Annotated in this window: 21 protein-coding genes and 1 pseudogene; 14 read left to right on the forward strand and 8 right to left on the reverse strand. The window is 72.5% G+C overall.

Features of this window, described 5'->3' with window-relative positions:
* Window positions 1-23: 23 nt before the first annotated feature.
* Both ACZ5GT_RS03305 and ACZ5GT_RS03310 read right to left on the reverse strand, forming a co-directional pair.
* Window positions 24-695: a phosphatase PAP2 family protein gene (locus ACZ5GT_RS03305; RefSeq protein ID WP_469013620.1), complete on the reverse strand. Its 672-nt coding sequence runs from the start codon at window positions 693-695 to the stop codon at window positions 24-26.
* A gap of 112 nt (window positions 696-807) precedes the next feature.
* Window positions 808-1,350, reverse strand: a complete 543-nt coding sequence (locus ACZ5GT_RS03310; RefSeq protein WP_469013625.1) for a DUF5134 domain-containing protein — start codon at window positions 1,348-1,350, stop codon at window positions 808-810.
* Window positions 1,351-1,505: 155 nt separating this feature from the next.
* On the opposite strand from ACZ5GT_RS03310, the gene ACZ5GT_RS03315 reads away from it, so the two are divergent.
* The gene (locus tag ACZ5GT_RS03315; protein ID WP_469013630.1) at window positions 1,506-3,185 is read left to right on the forward strand and encodes an FUSC family protein; all 1,680 of its coding nucleotides are present in this window, start codon (window positions 1,506-1,508) and stop codon (window positions 3,183-3,185) included.
* The gene (locus tag ACZ5GT_RS03320; protein ID WP_469013632.1) at window positions 3,182-3,721 is read left to right on the forward strand and encodes a MarR family winged helix-turn-helix transcriptional regulator; all 540 of its coding nucleotides are present in this window, start codon (window positions 3,182-3,184) and stop codon (window positions 3,719-3,721) included. Before ACZ5GT_RS03315 ends, ACZ5GT_RS03320 begins: the two co-directional genes overlap by 4 nt.
* A gap of 66 nt (window positions 3,722-3,787) precedes the next feature.
* Here ACZ5GT_RS03320 and ACZ5GT_RS03325 read toward each other — a convergent pair whose 3' ends face one another.
* Window positions 3,788-4,180, reverse strand: a complete 393-nt coding sequence (locus ACZ5GT_RS03325; protein WP_469013634.1) for a VOC family protein — start codon at window positions 4,178-4,180, stop codon at window positions 3,788-3,790.
* A gap of 70 nt (window positions 4,181-4,250) precedes the next feature.
* Between ACZ5GT_RS03325 and ACZ5GT_RS03330 the strand changes: the two genes are divergently transcribed.
* Entirely contained in the window at window positions 4,251-4,823 is a 573-nt protein-coding gene (locus ACZ5GT_RS03330) for a GNAT family N-acetyltransferase (RefSeq protein ID WP_469013636.1), read from the forward strand.
* Between the two features lie 43 nt (window positions 4,824-4,866).
* Here ACZ5GT_RS03330 and ACZ5GT_RS03335 read toward each other — a convergent pair whose 3' ends face one another.
* Window positions 4,867-5,550 carry a glycerophosphodiester phosphodiesterase gene (locus ACZ5GT_RS03335; protein WP_469013637.1) on the reverse strand — a complete coding sequence of 228 codons (684 nt, stop codon included), beginning with the start codon at window positions 5,548-5,550 and terminating at the stop codon, window positions 4,867-4,869.
* A 304-nt stretch (window positions 5,551-5,854) separates the two neighbouring features.
* Here ACZ5GT_RS03335 and ACZ5GT_RS03340 point away from each other — a divergent pair, with 304 nt between their 5' ends.
* The 5 genes from ACZ5GT_RS03340 to ACZ5GT_RS03360 all read left to right on the forward strand — a co-directional run bounded on the left by ACZ5GT_RS03340 (window position 5,855) and on the right by ACZ5GT_RS03360 (window position 10,602).
* Window positions 5,855-7,252: a DUF6421 family protein gene (locus tag ACZ5GT_RS03340; protein WP_469013639.1), complete on the forward strand. Its 1,398-nt coding sequence runs from the start codon at window positions 5,855-5,857 to the stop codon at window positions 7,250-7,252.
* Between the two features lie 143 nt (window positions 7,253-7,395).
* Window positions 7,396-8,142 (forward strand): SDR family NAD(P)-dependent oxidoreductase, encoded by a 747-nt coding sequence (locus ACZ5GT_RS03345; RefSeq protein WP_469013641.1) that lies wholly within the window; start codon window positions 7,396-7,398, stop codon window positions 8,140-8,142.
* Window positions 8,139-9,209, forward strand: a complete 1,071-nt coding sequence (locus tag ACZ5GT_RS03350; RefSeq protein WP_469013643.1) for a threonine aldolase family protein — start codon at window positions 8,139-8,141, stop codon at window positions 9,207-9,209. The genes ACZ5GT_RS03345 and ACZ5GT_RS03350 overlap by 4 nt, the downstream gene beginning before the upstream one ends.
* Before the next feature lie 78 nt (window positions 9,210-9,287).
* Window positions 9,288-9,881, forward strand: a complete 594-nt coding sequence (locus tag ACZ5GT_RS03355) for a transglutaminase domain-containing protein (protein ID WP_469013644.1) — start codon at window positions 9,288-9,290, stop codon at window positions 9,879-9,881.
* A gap of 19 nt (window positions 9,882-9,900) precedes the next feature.
* On the forward strand, window positions 9,901-10,602 hold the full coding sequence (locus ACZ5GT_RS03360) for a B3/B4 domain-containing protein (protein WP_469013645.1): 702 nt from the start codon (window positions 9,901-9,903) through the stop codon (window positions 10,600-10,602).
* 11 nt (window positions 10,603-10,613) lie between these two features.
* On the opposite strand, the gene ACZ5GT_RS03365 is transcribed toward ACZ5GT_RS03360, so the two are convergent.
* Both ACZ5GT_RS03365 and ACZ5GT_RS03370 read right to left on the reverse strand, forming a co-directional pair.
* Entirely contained in the window at window positions 10,614-11,342 is a 729-nt protein-coding gene (locus ACZ5GT_RS03365) for a lysophospholipid acyltransferase family protein (RefSeq protein ID WP_469013648.1), read from the reverse strand.
* Between the two features lie 186 nt (window positions 11,343-11,528).
* A pseudogene (locus tag ACZ5GT_RS03370) lies at window positions 11,529-11,944 on the reverse strand (DUF4395 domain-containing protein).
* Window positions 11,945-12,019: 75 nt separating this feature from the next.
* On the opposite strand from ACZ5GT_RS03370, the gene ACZ5GT_RS03375 reads away from it, so the two are divergent.
* From ACZ5GT_RS03375 to ACZ5GT_RS03400, 6 genes are all read left to right on the forward strand, one after another.
* Complete coding sequence (locus ACZ5GT_RS03375) at window positions 12,020-12,433, forward strand: thioredoxin family protein (RefSeq protein WP_469013651.1); 414 nt, start codon at window positions 12,020-12,022, stop codon at window positions 12,431-12,433.
* A 102-nt stretch (window positions 12,434-12,535) separates the two neighbouring features.
* Entirely contained in the window at window positions 12,536-12,616 is an 81-nt protein-coding gene (locus tag ACZ5GT_RS03380; RefSeq protein ID WP_383875100.1) for a putative leader peptide, read from the forward strand.
* A 45-nt stretch (window positions 12,617-12,661) separates the two neighbouring features.
* Window positions 12,662-13,171 carry a flavin reductase family protein gene (locus tag ACZ5GT_RS03385; RefSeq protein ID WP_469013654.1) on the forward strand — a complete coding sequence of 170 codons (510 nt, stop codon included), beginning with the start codon at window positions 12,662-12,664 and terminating at the stop codon, window positions 13,169-13,171.
* A 220-nt stretch (window positions 13,172-13,391) separates the two neighbouring features.
* A complete protein-coding gene (locus ACZ5GT_RS03390; protein WP_469013656.1) occupies window positions 13,392-14,180 on the forward strand; it encodes an electron transfer flavoprotein subunit beta/FixA family protein in 789 nt (262 codons plus the stop codon).
* Window positions 14,181-14,230: 50 nt separating this feature from the next.
* Window positions 14,231-15,193: an electron transfer flavoprotein subunit alpha/FixB family protein gene (locus ACZ5GT_RS03395; protein WP_469013658.1), complete on the forward strand. Its 963-nt coding sequence runs from the start codon at window positions 14,231-14,233 to the stop codon at window positions 15,191-15,193.
* A 199-nt stretch (window positions 15,194-15,392) separates the two neighbouring features.
* Window positions 15,393-16,739: a DUF6986 family protein gene (locus ACZ5GT_RS03400; RefSeq protein ID WP_469013660.1), complete on the forward strand. Its 1,347-nt coding sequence runs from the start codon at window positions 15,393-15,395 to the stop codon at window positions 16,737-16,739.
* On the opposite strand, the gene ACZ5GT_RS03405 is transcribed toward ACZ5GT_RS03400, so the two are convergent.
* Together ACZ5GT_RS03405 and ACZ5GT_RS03410 are read right to left on the reverse strand one after the other, a co-directional pair.
* The gene (locus ACZ5GT_RS03405; protein WP_469013753.1) at window positions 16,721-17,368 is read right to left on the reverse strand and encodes a hypothetical protein; all 648 of its coding nucleotides are present in this window, start codon (window positions 17,366-17,368) and stop codon (window positions 16,721-16,723) included. The two genes, ACZ5GT_RS03400 and ACZ5GT_RS03405, sit on opposite strands and share 19 nt — an antisense overlap.
* Before the next feature lie 75 nt (window positions 17,369-17,443).
* Window positions 17,444-18,493, reverse strand: a complete 1,050-nt coding sequence (locus ACZ5GT_RS03410) for a LacI family DNA-binding transcriptional regulator (RefSeq protein ID WP_469013662.1) — start codon at window positions 18,491-18,493, stop codon at window positions 17,444-17,446.
* Window positions 18,494-18,606 lie beyond the last annotated feature (113 nt).

Here is an 18,606-nt window from a genome sequence, read left to right on the forward strand (position 1 = left end):
CGCGCCGGGACCGTCGCCGGGCCTCACGGCCGCCACCGCCGGTGCGCCGCCACCGCCAGCGCCACCAGCGTCGCGCCCAGCAGCCAGCCGCCCAGCACGTCCGACGGCCAGTGCACCCCCAGCCACACCCGGGTCAGGCCCACCCCGGCCACCGAGACCACGGCGACCGTCACCGCCGTACGCCACAGGGCGCGGCCCACGCCGTAGTGGTGGAGCAGCCACAGCAGGAGGCCGCAGACGACCGTGGCGGTCATGGCATGGCCCGAGGGGAAGGCCGCGTAGTGGGCGGAGTCGACCGGGTCCCGCCACACCGGCCGCGGGCGGTCCACCGCGGCCTTGAGGGACTGCTGCAGCACGGTGCCCACCGCGCAGACGGCCGCCAGCCAGACCCCCGTCCACCACGCCGAGCGCCGCCACACCAGCCACACCACGACGGCCGCGGCCAGCAGGCGCATCGTCGTCGGGTCCCAGACCCAGTCGGTCAGGATGCGGCAGACGTGGGTCACGCCGGGTTCGTCGACCGCCCAGCGGTGGGTGGTGCGGGAGACGTCCCCGTCGAACCCGGTCAGCGGGCGCCAGCGGGCCGCGACCAGGATCAGCAGCAACGCCGAGCACAGCGCGAGGACGGTCGCGGCGCGAAGGGCGGTACGCGGGGCCGGCGGACGGGGCGGGGAGTCGACGGACTGGGTGTGCATGGGGCGATCCTCGTCGACGTCCGGGGCGGGAGGCGAACGACGCCTCGGATCCCGGTTACCCCACGACCCGCAACACAGGCCCGCGCGGCACGCGCGGCACGTGCGGCAATGGTCACAGGGCGAGCAGCATCGCCACCATGGCGATCCCCATCGACAGCCGGCACGCCCGCGACAGCTCCGGCCGGTCGCCCCACCCCGCCGCGGCACCGACCGCGCCGACGGGCACCAGCCGGACGCCGGAGCGCAGGACGTAGCCCGCGAAGTACAGCAGCAGCGCGCCCGTCACGAGCGGGACCCCGGACGAGGCGCCGTGTTCCGCGTGGTGCCCGGGGGAGGTGGCCATCACGACCGCCATGTAGGCCATGGCCGAGGTGCCGACCAGGTGGTGCAGATGGTGCACGCTGGTCCGCGCCGCCCACAGGGCGCGCAGCGCGGCCACGCCGAACACGCCCGCGTAGACCGGCCACGTCCACGCCGGAGGGCTGAACGCGGCCGCGGGCACGGCCATCGCCGCCATGCCGAAGCCCATCAGCGCCTCGCCGCCCGCGGCCCGGCGCTGCTCCTCGACGGTGCTGCGCATCCGCAGCAGGCAGTAGGCGCCGGTCGCCGTACAGAGCGCGACCAGCAGCCAGCCGTACGAAGCCGCTCCGTGCACGCGCGCCTCCCCGCTCGACGGTGTCGGACAGTGCGTCGATGCCCTCACGACGCGGCGCGCACGCGAGCGCAAGGGTGTATGCGGGGAGCACCGGACGGAGCACGGCAGGTCACACTGGATGCTTTACAGGTAAAACACCTGCTAATCTCGTGGATATGATCAGTGCGCCTCCTGCCTCCGCGACCCCGCGCGTGCGCCGCCTCCCGCTCGCCGGCGTGCTACGCGTGGGCCGGCCCTCGGACATCTGGTTCAAGCCCGCCCTGAGCGTGATCGTCTCCGTCGCGCCGCCCAACCTGCTCCTGCTGGCGCTGGGCCGGCTCGACCTGGCGATGTACACGATGGCCGGATCCCTGTGCGCGCTCTACGCGCACAACCGCCCGTACGCCGCCCGGGCCCGGGCGCTGGCCTGGGTGGTCCTCGGCATGGTCGGCGGCCTCGCCGTCGCCCTGGTCACGGCCTCCGTCACGACCGGCGCCGTCGTCCCGGTGGCCGTCGGCGCGCTGCTGGCCGCGGCGCAGAAGGCGCTGTGCGACGCGACCCGCATCGGCCCGCCCGGCAACGTGATCCTCACCTTCATCACCTCCGCCTCCCTCTTCGCCCCGCAGACCCTCGGCCAGGTCCCCGGCCACCTCGCGCTGGCCCTCGCGGCGGGCGCCTGGGCCTGGACCGTCGGCATGGCGCCCGCCCTGGTGCGTCCGCACGGCCCGGAACGCCGGGCCACCGCCCACGCCCTGATCGCCGCCGCCTCCTACGCCGAGAGCCACCGCGAGGACCCGCACGGCCGGACCCGCGCCGCCGCGGCCGCCGCGGTCCAGGCCGCCCGGCACACCCTCCTCACCCTCGGCACGCGCTCCACGGACACCCGGCACGCCCTCGAACGGCTCGTCGTCCGCGCCGAGGTCGCCCTCGCCGCCCCGGCCGACACCGACCCGCGGCGGCTGCGCGAGTGGGCCCGCGGCCTGCGCGGCACCGGCCGCATCCCGCAGCCCGGCGCGGCGCAGGCCGATGCTGACGACGTCCTCGGCACGGACGCCGCGCCGGCCGCGCCGCACCGCGCCTGGTGGCACCACCTCGGCCCGCTCGCCCCTATCGCCGCGCGCTGCGCCCTGGGCTGCGCCCTCGCCGGCTACGCCTCCCTCGCCCTGGGCGTCGGCCGCCCGTACTGGGCCCTGGTCACCGCCGCCTCGCTCTACCAGGCGAACCTCGCCCTCACCTTCAGCAGGGCCGTTCAGCGCGTCGTCGGCAACCTGGCCGGCGTCCTGCTGTTCGCCGCCGTCGTCCCACTGGCCCACCTGGGGCAGGCGGCCCTGGTGCTGTGCTGCCTCGCCTTCAACTTCGGCGCCGAGGCGCTGATCGGCCGCAACTACTGGCTCGGCAACGTCTGCGTGACCCCGATGGCGCTGCTCATCACCGAGTTCGCCGGCTTCCAGCAGCCGGGGCGGCTGATCACCGAGCGGGTGGCGGACACCGTCGTCGGCGCGCTGGTCGGGTTCCTCGCCGGGGTGGCCGTCACCAACCGGCGCGTGGCCGACCGGGTCGAGTCGGCCCTGGCCGCCGCCGAACGCTCCCGCGAGCGCACGGCCCGCCTCCTCGCGGAACCGGCGCCCGCCCCCGCGGCCCTGGAGGCCGCCCGCCGCGCCCTCGCCGCGGCCCTGACCGACCTGCGCGCCACGGTCGACGCCGCGTCCGGCGAGTGGTGGCAGCGCGCGCTGCCCCAGGAGAGGGTGGTGCGCGCCGAGCAGGCCGGACACCGTACGCTCGCCGCGACGGTACGACGCCAGGGACTGCACCTGGACGGGGACACGGCAACGAGCACGGAGGGCATTCGGCCATGACGGGGACGGCAGCGGGCGCACGGGACACGACCGGGGGCGACACCGTCTCGGCGGTGGTCCGCCAGTGGCGGGCCGTCCATCCGGAGCTCGACACCGGCCCGATGGAGATCATCGGCCGCATCAACCGCTGTTCCGCGCTCCTGCAGCAGGCCGAGGACGCTCCGCTGCGCCGGGCCGGACTCAGCCGGGCCGAATTCGACCTGCTGGGCGCGCTGCGCCGCACCGGCCACGAACTGACCCCCAGCGAACTGGCCCGCGAGACCTTCTCCTCCGGCGCCGCCGTCACCAAGCGCCTCAAGCAGCTGACCGAGCGCGGACTGGTCGAGCGCCGCGGCGACACCCGCGACCGCCGCGTCGCCCACGTGCGCCTCACGGACGCCGGCCGCGACCTGGTCGACGGCATCCTCCCCGAACAGCTCGCCTACGAGACCGCCGTGCTGTCCGTACTCGACCCGCGGGGTAGAGGCGAACTCGCCGGCCTCCTCGGCGAACTGCTCGGCCGCCTGGAGGGCCGCCTGGACGCCCTGCGCGCCTGAGCCGCCCCCGCCCTCGCCTTCCCTTCGCCGGGGAGCCCTCCTCGTCGGCCCGCCCGGAGGCTCGACTCAGACGCCCGGCCGGTAGCGGATCGGGTGGTCGGCCGGCACCTCCACCAGGACGATCCGCGTCCCGTCCGGGTCCGCGATCCACATCTCGATCAGCCCCCACGGCTCCTTCACCGGGCGCCGCACGATCTGCACGTCCTTGCCGCGCAGCTCCGCGTGCGCCGCGCCCATGTCCTCGACCTGGAGCCAGAGCCGCGGGGGCGGCGACGGCGGGGTCTCGGAACGCCCCGAGACCTCCAGGAAGCCGCCGCCGAGGAAGTAGACCGTGCCACGGTCCGGGCCGGTGCCGAACTCGCGGTAGACGGCCAGGCCCAACTGATCGCCGTAGAAGGCGCGGGAGCGCTCGGGGTCGGTGGGGCGCAGGAGGATCCGGCTGCTCAGTACGTGCACCATGCACCGGGAGCCTAGCGGCAGGGATACCCTCATTCCTGCCCAGCCGTGCCCGAGAGCGGAGAAAGCCCCCATGGAGACCAGCGCGACCACCGCGACCGGCGCGACCGCCGCGTCCGCCGCCGGACTGACCTTCCGTGACGCCACCGACGCCGACGTGGACGCGCTCGTCGCGCTGATCGAGTCGGCGTACCGCGGGGACGCCAGCCGGGCCGGGTGGACCACCGAGGCGGACATCCTCCAGGGGCAGCGGACCGACCCCGAGGGTGTGCTCGAGGTCATCGAGTCGCCCGACAGCAGGCTGCTGACGGTGGAACGGGACGGCCTCGCCGTCGCCTGCTGCCAGCTCGAGCACCGCGGCGACCACGCCTACTTCGGGATGTTCGCTGTCAGCCCGCGGCTGCAGGGCGCGGGCCTCGGCAAGGTGATCATCGCGGAGGCGGAGCGCACGGCCCGCGAGACCTGGGGCGTGAAGGAGATGCACATGACCGTCATCTCCGTACGCGAGGACCTGATCGCCTGGTACGAGCGGCGCGGCTACCGCCGTACGGGCAAGACGTCCCCCTTCCCGTACGGCGACGAGCGCTTCGGCATCCCGCAGCGGGACGACCTGGAGTTCGAGCTGCTGGTCAAGGAACTCGGCTGACTCCCGGGCCGTGAACGCGGCCCTGCGGCCGTGAAGCCGGCTCTCAGGCTGTGAAGCGGCCGGTGCGTTTGATCTCCGGGAAGTCGGTGGTCACGCCGTCCAGTCCCAGGGCCCGTGCGAGCCGCAGGTGGTCCTGGGTGTTCACCACCCAGCCGATGATCCGCATGTCCGCCTTGCGGGCCGCCTCCACGATCTCCAGCGTCAGCCGGCGGATGTTGAGGCAGACGGTCGCGGCGCCGGCCTCGACGGCGCGTTCCACGATGCCGGTGTGGTAGCGGCTGCCGATGAGCGCGGTCCGCACGCCGGGCACCAGCCGGGCGATCTCGGCGATCGCCTCGTCGTGGAACGAGGACACCTCCACCCGGGGGACCAGGTCCCGGTCGAGCATGACCTCCGCCAGCGCCCGTGCCGCCCGTACGTCCTTGATCTCGGCCTGCAGCGGCGTCGTCACCGTGTCCAGGACCTCCTCGAGGACGGGGACGCGCTCCGCGCGGCCCGCGTCCAGGAGGCGCAGCTCGGCGAGGGTCTTCCCGGCGATCGGGCCGCTTCCGTCGGTCGTGCGGTCCACGTCGGTGTCGTGCATGACGACGAGCGCGCCGTCGCTGCTGAGGTGGAGGTCGAGTTCGATGACGTCGAGGCCGGCCTGCTCGGCGGCGACGAAGGACCGGAGGGTGTTCTCGGGTTCGACACCCATCACTCCGCGGTGACCGATGGTGAGGAAGTTCAACGTTCGACTCGCTTCCCGTCGACGGCGGCTCGGAGCCCGCCCGGGCCGGCACGGGCGGCCGCGCGGGCAGATCCGCAGCCTAACCGCCCCGCCCCGCGTTGAACCCCGGTCGGCGAGGGGATCGCCGTCCCGGGTCGGCCGAGGGGTTCGGGTACCCGGAATCTTCGTGCTTACGGCACCTGACAGGAAAAAGTTCGGCGACTGCGGGGGGTGGGCAGGATAATTTGCTGAGGCTCCCCTTGCTGAGGGAAACCTCATGTGTATACGGTCTTCGTACGCGAGGTTCTCCCGTGGAGGGTGAGACATGACGGAAATTCTTGTGCAGGCGGCTGTGGAGGAGCAGGTTCCTCCCGCGACCAGGGTGGTCGAGCACCCGGCGTGGCCTGTGCTCAAGGATGCCGTGGAGCTGATCCGGCCATGGCAGTCCAAGGACGGGTCGATCGACTTCGAGGCCGAGGGCGCCCCCGGCCGCGCGGACGCCGAGGCGGCCGTACGGCGTGTCGCCGCGGCGGTCGAGGAGCTCTCCCCGCTGCTCCCGCACGACCGCGCCTACCATGAGGCGCTGGTCAAGGACCTGGACCGGTGGATCGTCGACGGCTTCCAGGTGCCCGACTTCCTCGACTCACTGCTGGCCTTCCAGCCCGCCGCCAACCGCGTCGACGGCCTGCAGCACCTGGTCGTCTTCCCGATGTACACGCAGAACGGCAACCCCGACCGCAACCTCGAGGCGGTCGTGCTGCGCATGGTGTGGCCGGACTGGCTGGCCGAGCTGGAGCGCACCCGCTACGACAACCCGCTGTTCTGCGGCATCACGTTCGAGGACTTCACCTCCGGCTACGACACCAACTCCGCCGTGCTCTTCCCGGAGACCATAGCCGTGCGCGAGGCGCCGGAACGCTTCACCTGGGGCGCCATCTTCTGCGACCGCGAGGCCGCCCGCTTCCGCCGCGTCACCGCGGCCGCCGTCGACATCCTCGGTCTCGAGCTGCCCGAGGACGTCGCCGCGATGGTCCACGACCAGAAGCGCTGCGAGGAGGCGTTCGTGCTGTGGGACATGATCCACGACCGCACCCACAGCCACGGCGACCTGCCCTTCGACCCGTTCATGATCAAGCAGCGCCAGCCGTTCTGGATGTACGGCCTGGAGGAGCTGCGCTGCGACCTCACCTCCTTCAAGGAGGCCGTCGAACTGCAGGCCGAGGGCGTCCCGCAGGCCCGTGACGTGCAGTACGCGGTGCTGTTCGACCGCATGTTCCGCTTCCCGGTCACCGGCGAGCGCGTCCGCAACTACGACGGGCTCGGCGGCCAGCTGCTCTTCGCCTACCTGCACCGGCACGACGTCGTCCGCTGGACCGACAACAGGCTGTCGATCGACTGGGAGCGCGCCCCGCAGGTCACCAACCAGCTGTGCGCCGAGATCGAGAAGCTCTACCGCGACGGCATCGACCGCCCCAAGCTCGTGCACTGGTTCGCCGGGTACGAGCTGGTCTCCACCTACCTCGCCCCGCACCCGGCCTCGCGCTGGGCCAAGGGTCCTGAGGCCCTGGACCTGAGCCGGCCGCCGCGGAAACTCGTCGACGACGTGCTTCCGGACGAGTTTCCGCTGAGCATGTTCTATGAGGCCCTCTCCAAGAAGCTGAAGAATGTGATCTCCTCGACCCGGGGTATCACGGCGGAGAGTGCCGAGCGGATCGCCGCGTGAGCGATCGCACCGTCCGTAGTGAGCCGGAGGGGCGCGTCAGCAGCGGCGAGGGTGCGAGCACGGTCGCGCCCCAGCCGTCGACTGCGGCGCCCCTCCGGCGAGCGGGCAAGCAACAGCGGAACACTGCTCAGGAGGCGAAGAACATGGGGAACGGGGCTCTTGGCGGCGCGGTGATCGCGGTCGCCGGTGCGGGCGGGCCCGCGGGGCGGGCGACGCTGCTGCGGCTGGCCGAGGCGGGTGCGACCGTCGTCGGCGCGGACAACGATCCCGAGCGGCTGGCGGAGGCCGTGGACGCCGCCCGGTACGCCTCCGGCGGCGCCACCGTCACCGGCGAGCCGGTCGATCTGCTGGATCTGGATTCGACCCGCGAATGGGCCGCGCACATCGAGAAGGACTTCGGACGCGTCGACGGCCTGGTCCACCTGGTCGGCGGCTGGCGTGGCAGCGAGACGTTCGTCAAGACCAGCCTCGACGACTGGGACTTCCTCGAACTGCTGCTCATCCGCACGGTGCAGCACACCTCCCTGGCCTTCTACGACGGCCTGCAGCGCAGCGACCGCGGGCGGTATCTGCTGATCAGCGCGGCCGGCGCCTCCAAGCCGACCGCGGGCAACGCCTCCTACGCCGCCGCCAAGGCCGCCGCCGAGGCGTGGACGCTGGCGCTGGCCGACGCCTTCAAGAAGGCCGCGGGCGCCGGGGGTCCGACGTCGGCGGCCGCGATCCTGGTGGTGAAGGCATTGGTGCACGACGCGATGCGCGCCGAGCGTCCCAACGCGAAGTTCGCGGGCTTCACGGACGTCAAGGACCTGGCCGAGGCCATCGTCGACGTGTGGAGCAAGCCCGCCGCCGAAGTGAACGGAAAGCGTCTGTGGCTGACCGAGCAGCCGTGAACCCCCCGAAGACCGACGCGCGCCGCCGGCACGATCCGGAGGTCCGCGGTTTCGCCAGTGACAACTACGCCGGCGCCCACCCCGAGGTGCTCGCCGCCCTGGCCCTGGCCAACGGCGGGCACCAGGTGGCGTACGGCGAGGACGTCTACACCGACAACCTCCAGCGGATCGTCCGCAGCCACTTCGGGCCCACCGCCGAGGCGTTCCCGGTCTTCAACGGCACCGGCGCCAACGTCGTCGCGCTCCAGGCGGTCACCGACCGCTGGGGCGCGGTGATCTGCGCCGAGAGCGCGCACATCAACGTCGACGAGGGCGGCGCCCCCGAGCGCATGGGCGGCCTGAAGCTGCTCACCGTGCCCACGCCCGACGGCAAGCTCACGCCCGACCTGATCGACCGGCAGGCGTACGGCTGGGAGGACGAGCACCGCGCCATGCCGCAGGTCGTCTCGATCACCCAGAGCACCGAACTCGGCACCCTCTACACGCCGCAGGAGATCCGCGCGATCTGCGAGCACGCCCACGCCCGCGGCATGAGGGTGCACCTGGACGGTTCCCGGATAGCCAACGCCGCCGCCAGTCTGGACGTGCCGTTGCGGACCTTCACCAACGCGGTCGGCGTCGACATCCTCTCCCTGGGCGGCACGAAGAACGGCGCGCTGTTCGGCGAGGCGGTCGTCGTCATCGAGCAGGACGCGGTGCGGCGGATGAAGCACCTGCGCAAGATGTCGATGCAGCTGGCGTCCAAGATGCGTTTCGCGTCGGTGCAGTTGGAGGCCCTGTTCGCCAAGGACCTGTGGCTGCGCAACGCCCGCCACGCCAACGAGATGGCGCAGCGCCTGGCCGAGGGCGTGCGGGCGGTGCACGGCGTGGAGATCCTCCACCCCGTGCAGGCCAACGGCGTCTTCGCCCGGCTCCCGCACGACGTGTCCGAGCGCCTGCAGCGGCGGTTCCGTTTCTACTTCTGGGACGAGGCGGCCGGCGTGGTGCGCTGGATGTGCGCGTTCGACACCACCGAGGAGGACGTGGACGCCTTCCTGGCGGCTCTCAAGGAGGAGATGGCCCGCTAGCACGGATGGTTGCATAGGTATGCGGTCGCCTGAAACGTCATTGACTCTCGGGTGATCGCATTTCTATGCTCTGCGGGCATGGAGATGATCCAGAACGCCCCTGATCTGTCCGCGTATCTCGCCGCTGACGAGGCCATCGATCACCATCACCCGGTGGTGCGGAGCGCCGCCGCACGGCTCGCCGGAGGCGTCGAGGATTCGTATGCCTATGCGCGCGCCGCCTACGAATTCGTCCGCGACGGCATCCCGCACTCCGACGACAGCGGCGATCCGCGCGTCACCTGGCGCGCCTCCGACGTCATGGCACAGCGCACCGGCATCTGCTACGCCAAGGCGCACGCCCTGGCCGCCCTGCTGCGGGCCGAGGACATCCCCACCGCGCTCTGCTACCAGCGGCTGCTGCACGACGACGGCGGCGGGCACGCCGTCCACGGCCTGGTCGCCGTCCGCCTCGACGGCGCCTGGCACCGGCAGGACCCGCGCGGCAACAAACCGGGCGTCGACGCCCGGTTCTCCCTGGACGGTGAACGCCTGGCCTGGGTCCCCGATCCGAAGTGCAGTGAGGTGGACTACCCGGTGCTGTACGCTGAACCGCACCCTGCCGTGCTCGGCGCGCTGCGATCCGCGCCGGACCGGCCCTCCCTGTGGCGGAACCTCCCCACCGAACTCTGAGGCAAGGCGGACCAGGACCATGACCCTCACGCTGACCGTGTCGGACGAGGTGCGCGCCCTCGCGCCCGGCTTCACCCACGTCGCGATCGAGGCGCACGGCCTGGTCAACGGCCCGAGCACGGAGGCCGGCGCGGCCTTCCTGGACGACGCGGCCCGCCGTCTCGCCGTACGCCTGGACGGACGCCCGCCGCACGAGGACCCGCACATGGCCGCCTGGCGCGCCGTCTACACCGCGTTCGGCTCCAAGCCGTCACGCACCCGCAACTCCGCGGAGGCGCTGGCGAAGAGGGCCCTGTCCGGGGCCGGCCTGCCCCGCATCAACCTGCTGGTCGACCTCTACAACGCCGTCAGCGTCGCCCACCTGATCCCCGTCGGCGGCGAGGACGCCGACCGCGTCGAGGGCGGAATGCGCCTCGTGCGGGCCGCGGGCGACGAGGACTTCGTGACCGTGGCGGGCGGTGAGGAGGTCGTCGAGCACCCGGACACGGGGGAGGTGGTGTGGTGCGACGAGGCGGGCGTGACCTGCCGCCGCTGGAACTGGCGCCAGGGCCCGCGCACCCGGCTCACCGAGGCGACCACGTCGGCGATCTTCCTCCTGGAGAGCCTGCCCCCGGTGCCGGTTGCCGACGTCGAGGCGGCAGCGGGCGAACTCGCCGAACTCCTCGAGAAGTTCAGCCCGGGCGCGCGGATCGAGATGCACGCGCCGCGGTCCGCGGACTGAACCGGCGCGCCTCAGCGCGATTCCGACTCCCGCACCTGCTCCGGCGTCGGGGCCGTACCGCCCAGATGGGCCGGCATCCACCAGGTGTCGTCGGCGTCCTTGGGGCGCACCGGGTAAGCGCGCTGGGCGGCCTCCAGCAACTCCTGGACGCGTCCGCGCAGACGACGGGTGATCGCCCCGGCGTACTGCTCGCGCGAGGCCTCCAGCGGCTCGCCCACGCGGATGGTGATCGGGGTGTGGCTGCGCTTGAAGTTGCGCGGGTGGCCCTTGGTCCACAGTCGCTGGGTGCCCCACAGCGCCATCGGGATCATCGGCACGCCCGCCTCCTGGGCCAGGCGGGCGGCGCCCGACTTGAAGCTCTTGAGCGTGAACGACTGCGAGATCGTGGCCTCGGGGAAGACCCCCACCACCTCACCGGACCGCAGCGAGTTCAGCGCGTGCTCGTAGGCCGCCTCGCCCTGGTTGCGGTCCACCGGGATGTGCTTCATCCCGCGCATCAGCGGGCCGGAGATCCGGTGGCGGAAGACGGACTCCTTGGCCATGAAGCGGACGAGGCGCTTCTGCGGGAGCGCCGCCAGTCCGTCGAAGATGAAGTCGAGGTAGCTGATGTGATTGCTCACCAGGACAGCGCCGCCCGAGCGCGGGATGTTCTCCGACCCCTTGCAGTCGATCTTCAGGTCCCACGCTTTGAACAGGGTGAGCGCGAGGCCGATGACGGGACGGTAGACAAGCTCTGCCATGGACGGGGTGAGCCCTTCCTTCTCTGCCGGGCAGGGGATGTCCCGGCGGAAAGTTACGCTGCCGTAGGTTTACGGCCTGTGGCAGATCGTGCCCGAATAACGGCCCGGGGGCCAGCCTAAGTGCCGGGGCGCGGCGAGATCCTCGTCACGCCCGCTCCACTGGTCGACCTCGTGGTCCTGCCCCCCTCACTCCGCGCGCACCGTCACCCGCCGCAGCAGCAGATACGTCTCGCATCCCAGGCAGTACCGAACGCGGCGTTGAGGAAGGCCGCCGCGAGCGCGGCCCCCGTCGCGGCGAGGCCCAGCCAACCGGGTCCCAGCCCGTAACCGACCAGCCCCACGCCCGCGAAGACCAGTCCCACCGCCTGCGCGAACCGCGGCGGCTCCGGCGCCTCCCGCTCGCTCGGCGGCCCGAGCCGCGGGCGCACGTACCGGCGGAACAGCCAGCCGTACGGCGAACGTCCCACCCCGCCCGCCGCGCCCAGTGCGAACGCCAGCGTCTGCCAGGCCAGCAGCCACACGTTCCCGGTGACCAGCACGACCGCCAGGACGACGGTCGTCACGGTGGCCCCGAACCGGGGTCCCCTCACATCGATTTCCATGAATCAAGCATTCCGCAGCGGAAAAGATGACGGGAGACGGGAATCTTTGCAGTCTCGTGAACGCTTGTGCAGGTCATGACCGGACTGGTGGTGTGCGTTGCGGTGCTCGCGGCGGCGAGTGGGTACGGCTTGCTGCATCGGCGGCGGAGCGGGAGGGTGCGCGTGCGAGGACGCGACGACGGCAAGCGGCTCGGCCCCGCCGAACTGGGTGAGCGACTCGGGGAGCGAGCCACCCTGGTGCAGTTCTCCAGCGCCTTCTGCGCGCCCTGCCGGGCCACCCGGCGGATCCTCGCTGAGGTGGCCGGCCTGGTTCCGGGCGTGACCCATGTCGAGATCGACGCGGAGGCCCACCTCGCGCTCGTCCGCGACCTCGACATCCTCAAGACGCCGACCGTGCTGGTCCTCGACGCCGACGGCCGCGTCGTCCGGCGCGCCACCGGCCAACCCCGCAAGGCCGACGTCATCGCCGCGCTGGGCGAGGCGGTCTGACGGGTGCGGCGGCGGGTGAGGTCGTGGCTGAGGCCTTGGGTGAGGCTCCCACATGACGGGACGTACTTGACTGCACGGGCCAGCTATCGTCAGCCTGACCGTATGCCGTCAGAACTCCTTCTCCACGGGCGGGTCCACGTCGACCTCGTCCGCACCGCGAGCGCGTGCTGTCCGGGCTGCTGAGCAGCCACGGACCCCGACGGCCACTTCTCGCAGAAGGACAGCCCCTTGACGGCCACACCCGACCTCACCGCCCCCCAGCTCGCCTCTCCCGACCTGCTGCGCTCCGTCTTCCGGCGGCACGCGGCCGGAGTGGCGGTGATCACCGCCCGCGGCGACGCGGGCCCGGTCGGCTTCACCGCGACCTCGCTCACCTCCGTCTCCGCGGAGCCCCCGCTGCTGTCCTTCGGCATCAGCACCGGCGCGTCCAGCTGGCCGGCGATATCCCGGACCGAGCATCTCGGGGTCCACGTACTCGGTGAGCACCAGCAGGAGCTGGCGGCCACCTTCGCCCGCAGCGGAGCCGACCGCTTCGGCGCGCCCACCGCCTGGCGCGAGGGGCCCGAGGGCGTCCCCGTCCTCGACGACGTCCTGGCCTGGCTGGTCTGCCGGGTCGTCGCGCGCGTGCCCGCGGGCGACCACCGCATCGTCCTGGCCGAGGTTGTCCTCGGCGATCCCACGGGTCCCGGACGGCCGCTCCTCTACCACCAGGGGCGCTTCAGCGGCCTGCGCGACTGACCGGCTGCCGACCGGTCTCGCGAGGCTCGGCGGTTCCGGTTACGCTGCGTTGCACAGGTCACAGTTCAAAGCGCTTGCTTAGCGGGAATGAACTGGGTGTACTGGCGAGTAATGTTTCGCTCGGAGCGCGGATCGCCCCGATCGGGATCGGCCGCTTGTGGCGCCTATGCTGCCTTGCAAGCAGGCAGCACTGAAAAGACGATGCAGTAGGAGAGCCGGCGTGAGCTTGAGGATCGTTGTCACTGTGAAGTACGTGCCCGACGCCACTGGCGACCGGCACTTCGCCGATGACCTGACCGTCGACCGGGACGACGTGGACGGTCTGCTCTCCGAGCTGGACGAGTACGCGGTCGAGCAGGCGCTGCAGATCAAGGAGAACGCGGACGACGACGTCGAGGTGACCGTCCTGACGGTGGGTCCGGAGGACGCGAAGGACGCGCTGCGCAAGGCGCTGTCGATGGGCGCGGACAAGGCGGTCCACGTCGAGGACGACGACCTGCACGGCACCGACGCGATCGGTACCTCGCTGGTGCTGGCGAAGGCGATCGAGAAGGCCGGCTACGACCTGGTGGTCTCCGGCATGGCCTCCACCGACGGCACGATGGGCGTGGTGCCGGCGCTGGTGGCGGAGCGCCTCGGCGTGCCGCAGGTGACGCTGCTGTCGGAGGTGTCGGTCGAGGACGGCACGGTCAAGGGCCGCCGTGACGGCGACACCGCGTCCGAGCAGCTTGAGGCGCAGCTTCCGGCGGTGGTGTCGGTGACCGACCAGTCGGGCGAGGCGCGTTACCCGTCCTTCAAGGGGATCATGGCCGCGAAGAAGAAGCCGGTCGAGTCCTGGGACCTGTCCGACCTCGACATCGAGGCCGAGGAGGTCGGCCTGGAGGGCGCGTACACGGTGGTCGAGTCGGCCGCCCAGCGTCCGGCCCGCACGGCGGGCACGATCGTCAAGGACGAGGGCGAGGGCGGCAAGCAGCTCGCCGAGTTCCTCGCGGGCCAGAAGTTCATCTGAGCCCGACTCGCTGACCGCCCCTCAACTTCGTTTCGCAGGAGAGCAATCCCATGGCTGAAGTCCTCGTCTACGTCGATCACGTGGACGGTGCCGTCCGCAAGCCCACCCTGGAGCTGCTGACGCTGGCCCGCCGCATCGGCGAGCCGGTCGCCGTCGCCCTCGGCGACGGCGCCGCCGGCACCGCCGCGGTGCTCGGTGAGCACGGCGCGGTGCGTGTGCTGACGTCCGAGGCGTCCGAGTACGCCGACTACCTGGTCGTGCCGAAGGTGGACGCGCTGCAGGCCGCCGTCGCGGCCGTCTCCCCGGCCGCCGTGCTGGTGCCGTCGTCCGCGGAGGGCAAGGAGATCGCCGCCCGTCTGGCGCTGCGCATCGGCTCCGGTGTCATCACCGACGCCGTCGACCTGGAGGCCGGCGAGGAGGGCCCGGTGGCCACCCAGTCGGTGTTCGCCGCGTCGTTCACCACCAAGTCCCGCGTCTCCAAGGGCACCCCGGTCATCACCGTCAAGCCCAACTCGGCCGCTGTGGAGGCCGCCCCGGCCGCCGGTGCGGTCGAGGCGCTGGAGGTGTCCTTCTCCGCACTGGCCACCGGCACCAAGGTCACCGCGCGTACGCCGCGTGAATCGACGGGGCGTCCCGAGCTGACCGAGGCGGCGATCGTGGTCTCCGGCGGCCGCGGTGTCAACGGCGCGGAGAACTTCGCGATCGTCGAGGCGCTCGCCGACTCCCTCGGCGCGGCCGTCGGCGCCTCGCGTGCCGCCGTCGACGCGGGCTGGTACCCGCACACCAACCAGGTCGGCCAGACCGGCAAGTCCGTCTCGCCGCAGCTGTACATCGCCAACGGCATCTCCGGCGCGATCCAGCACCGGGCCGGCATGCAGACCTCGAAGACGATCGTGGCCGTCAACAAGGACCCCGAGGCCCCGATCTTCGACCTGGTCGACTACGGCGTCGTCGGCGACCTCTTCGACGTCGTCCCGCAGCTCACCGAGGAGATCAAGGCCCGCAAGGGCTGATCGTCCCCGATCACGGCCCGAGGCCCCCGCGACCGCGCGAACGGTCGCGGGGGCCTCGGCTCGTTCACCCCACGACGAGCGGCGACGGCGGACCGCGGCGAGGCGGGTGTTGACCGGCGGGAAGACGCGCGGATACCGTCATTCAACGGATTGTTGATTCCGCTTGGCGGAAGCGGCGGCGGCAGGCGGGAGGCGTGGCATGGGGCAGGGCCGGCGATCGGAGGTGCCGACGAGCCTCCCGGGCGCCGTCAGCGAGGAGATCGGCGCCTTCCTCGCGCCGGTCGACGCCGAACTGGAGCGCCGTTACCCCGGCGACCCGGGCACCCGCCAGCCCGTCCACACGGTCTACGTCCCCGGTGACGTGTTCGCCGCCGACACCGTCCGCTCCTGGGGCGACCAGGCCCTCGCCGCCCTCGACGAGCACGCCCCGGACGCCGCCTCCTTCGCCGCCGTCCTCGGCCTGTCCGGCGACCTCGCCGAGGCCGTCCACGCGCGCGTGCGCGCCAAGCTCGAACGCGAACCGGTGGAAGACCTGCGCATCGACTTCGAGGACGGCTACGGCCCGCGCCCGGACGCCGAGGAGGACGAGGCGGCCGCACGGGCGGCCCGGCTGGTCGCGCAGGCGTACGCGACGGGCACCGCGGCCCCCTGGACGGGGATCCGCATGAAGTGTCTGGAGGCGCCGGTGCGCGACCGGGGCATCCGCACCCTCGACATCTTCCTCACCGGCCTGACGGAGGCCGGCGGCCTGCCCGACGGGCTGCTGCTGACGCTGCCGAAGGTGACCTACCCCCAGCAGGTCACCGCCATGGTGCGGCTCCTGGAGGCCTTCGAGGAGGCGCGGGGACTGCCGCCCGGCCGGATCGGCTTCGAGATCCAGATCGAGACCGGCCAGGCCGTCCTCGCCGCCGACGGCACCGCGACGGTCGCCCGCCTGATCCAGGCGTCCCGGGGCCGCGCCACCGGCCTGCACTACGGCACCTTCGACTACAGCGCGGCCCTCGGCGTCTCCGCCGCCCACCAGGCCCCCGACCATCCGGTCGCCGACCACGCCAAGGCGGTCATGCAGGTCGCGGCCGCGGGCACCGGCGTGCGGGTGTCGGACGGGTCGACCAACGTGCTGCCCGTCGGCCCCACCGAGCAGGTCCACGAGGCCTGGCGGCTGCACTACCGCCTCACCCGCCGCGCCCTGGCCCGCGCCTTCTACCAGGGCTGGGACATGCACCCCGGCCACCTGCCGACCCGGTACGCCGCCGTCTTCGCCTTCTACCGGGAGGGCTTCCGGCAGGCCGCCGACCGCCTCTCCTGCTACGTCGCCCGGACCGGCGGCGATGTCATGGACGAACCCGCCACCGCCAGGGCCCTCAGCGGCTACCTGCTGCGCGGACTGCACTGCGGCGCGCTCGACGACGCCGAGGTCGCCGCGGCGACCGGTCTGACCAGGGGCGACCTGGAGGGCTTCGTGGCCCCGCGCAGGCCACTACAGGGGCCCGGCACCGGCACCGGCACCGGCACCGGCACCGGCGATCAGCCGGCCGCTCGCTGAACCCGTACGTACTCCTCCAGCCCGGAGGAGGCGACCAGTCCCTCCTCCGCGAACAGTGCCGTGCCCCGCGCGCACAGCCGCCGGTCGGCCCGCGCCCGGGCGCAGAACTCCGCGGGCGTGACCCCGAACAGCTCCCTCAACCGGCTTGATCGCAGCAGGAGTTCGGTCAGCAGCGGGCGCTGGCCCGGATGCGCGCGCGGCACCCCGGCGCCGTCGTGCAACACCCCGCGACGGTTGACGTACGCGAACGCGCCGGGCAATACGGTGCCGTGGGCCGGCTCGATCCGGGCGACGGCCGAAGGCAGCCACGCGCGGCGGTAGTTGCCGTGCGGCAACGGCACGCCCTCGCTCGTGTCGATCACCGCCAGCTGTTCGGCGTCCAGCCAGAGGACGAACAACTCCCGTACCTTCCCCGGGGATCCGACCGGTGACGCGGCCACGTAGCCCATCCGGCTGACGTGCGCGGAGACGCCGACGTCGATGCCCGTGACCTTCGACCGCACCATCGGCACCGGGGAGGTGATCCCGGCCTCGGCCATCTTGCGGCGCAGCTGACCGGGACAGGCGTTGGAGCCGATCGCGAGGACGGGCACGCGGTCGTCGTGCACCAGCCGGTCCAGCGGCAGCAGCCGGCCGCCGTCGAGGAGGCCGGACTCCGCGGGCCAGGCGCCTCGAGAGTGCGGTCCCGCACGGGCACGGGCCGCTCAGTCCGCCGGCGGCAGCTCGCCCGAGCCGCGGGCGATCAGCCGGGTCGGCACGTCGATGCGCTCCGGGACGACCAGGGTCCCGTCGAGCTGGCGGAACAGGCGCTCGGCCGCGGTACGGCCGATCGCCGCCGGGTCCTGGGCGATCACGGTGACGCCGGGCCGCAGCAGGTCGGCGAGCTCGATGTCGTCGAAGCCCACGAGGGCGACCGGGCGGGACTGCTCGGCGAGCACGCGGATCACGGTGACCGTCACCCGGTTGTTCCCGGTGAAGATCGCTGTGACCGGGGCCGGGCCGGAGAGCATCTGCTCGGCCGCCCGGCGCACCCGCTGCGGGTCGGTGACGCCCAGCGACATCCAGGAGTCCGCCACCGGTATGCCCGCGTCCTCCATCGCGGCCCGGTAGCCGCGCAGCCGCTCGGCGGCCGTGTGGATGCGGGGCATGTCGCCGATGAAGCCGATCCGGCGGTGGCCGTGGGCGATGAGGTGGGCGACGCCGTCGCGGGCACCGCCGTAGTTGTCCGACAGGACCACGTCGGCGTCGATCTTCCCGGCCGGACGATCGACGAAGACCACGGCGACGCCCGCCTTGATCTCGGGCTCCAGATAGCGGTGGTCGTCACCGGCCGGGATCACCACCAGCCCGTCGACCCGCCGCGCGCACAGCGCGAGGGCCAGTTCCTGTTCACGGTCCGGGTCCTCGGCGCTGGAGCCGTTGATCAGCAGTGCCCCGTGCGAGCGGGCCACCTCCTCGACCGCGCGGCTGAGCGGGCCGTAGAACGGGTCGGCGAGGTCCTCGAGTATCAGGCCGATGCTCGCCGTGCGCCCCTTGCGCAGCACGCGCGCGCTGTCGTTGCGGCGGAAGCCGAGGGCGTCGATGGCGTCCTGGACGCGGCGCTCCGTCTCCGGGGTGACGCCGGGCTCACCGTTGACCACGCGGGAGACGGTCTTCAGGCCGACACCGGCGCGCGCGGCGACGTCCTTCATGGTCGGGCGGTTGCCGTAACGCGTCCCGGGGTGACGGTCTGTTCGGCGTGCGGTCTCGGGCACGATGCGCTGTCCTGTCCTGTCTCGCCCACGGGGCTGCGTCGAAGCATGGGCTTGTATGAGGATGTGGCGTCGAGCATAGAGCCTGGACAACGTTGTCATGGACGAGAGAGACT

It is taken from the genome of Streptomyces sp. NPDC031340 (genome assembly GCF_055569945.1).

Excerpts from the sequence above, each read along its gene's own strand:
- ACZ5GT_RS03315 (WP_469013630.1), top strand. The coding sequence starts at position 1,506 with ATGATCAGTGCGCCTCCTGCCTCCGCGACCCCGCGCGTGCGCCGCCTC.
- ACZ5GT_RS03325 (WP_469013634.1), bottom strand. The coding sequence starts at position 4,180 with ATGGTGCACGTACTGAGCAGCCGGATCCTCCTGCGCCCCACCGACCCC.
- ACZ5GT_RS03365 (WP_469013648.1), bottom strand. The coding sequence starts at position 11,342 with ATGGCAGAGCTTGTCTACCGTCCCGTCATCGGCCTCGCGCTCACCCTG.
- ACZ5GT_RS03330 (WP_469013636.1), top strand. The coding sequence starts at position 4,251 with ATGGAGACCAGCGCGACCACCGCGACCGGCGCGACCGCCGCGTCCGCC.
- ACZ5GT_RS03345 (WP_469013641.1), top strand. The coding sequence starts at position 7,396 with ATGGGGAACGGGGCTCTTGGCGGCGCGGTGATCGCGGTCGCCGGTGCG.
- ACZ5GT_RS03320 (WP_469013632.1), top strand. The coding sequence starts at position 3,182 with ATGACGGGGACGGCAGCGGGCGCACGGGACACGACCGGGGGCGACACC.
- ACZ5GT_RS03340 (WP_469013639.1), top strand. The coding sequence starts at position 5,855 with ATGACGGAAATTCTTGTGCAGGCGGCTGTGGAGGAGCAGGTTCCTCCC.
- ACZ5GT_RS03375 (WP_469013651.1), top strand. The coding sequence starts at position 12,020 with ATGACCGGACTGGTGGTGTGCGTTGCGGTGCTCGCGGCGGCGAGTGGG.
- ACZ5GT_RS03360 (WP_469013645.1), top strand. The coding sequence starts at position 9,901 with ATGACCCTCACGCTGACCGTGTCGGACGAGGTGCGCGCCCTCGCGCCC.
- ACZ5GT_RS03400 (WP_469013660.1), top strand. The coding sequence starts at position 15,393 with ATGGGGCAGGGCCGGCGATCGGAGGTGCCGACGAGCCTCCCGGGCGCC.
- ACZ5GT_RS03395 (WP_469013658.1), top strand. The coding sequence starts at position 14,231 with ATGGCTGAAGTCCTCGTCTACGTCGATCACGTGGACGGTGCCGTCCGC.
- ACZ5GT_RS03355 (WP_469013644.1), top strand. The coding sequence starts at position 9,288 with ATGGAGATGATCCAGAACGCCCCTGATCTGTCCGCGTATCTCGCCGCT.
- ACZ5GT_RS03380 (WP_383875100.1), top strand. The coding sequence starts at position 12,536 with ATGCCGTCAGAACTCCTTCTCCACGGGCGGGTCCACGTCGACCTCGTC.
- ACZ5GT_RS03305 (WP_469013620.1), bottom strand. The coding sequence starts at position 695 with ATGCACACCCAGTCCGTCGACTCCCCGCCCCGTCCGCCGGCCCCGCGT.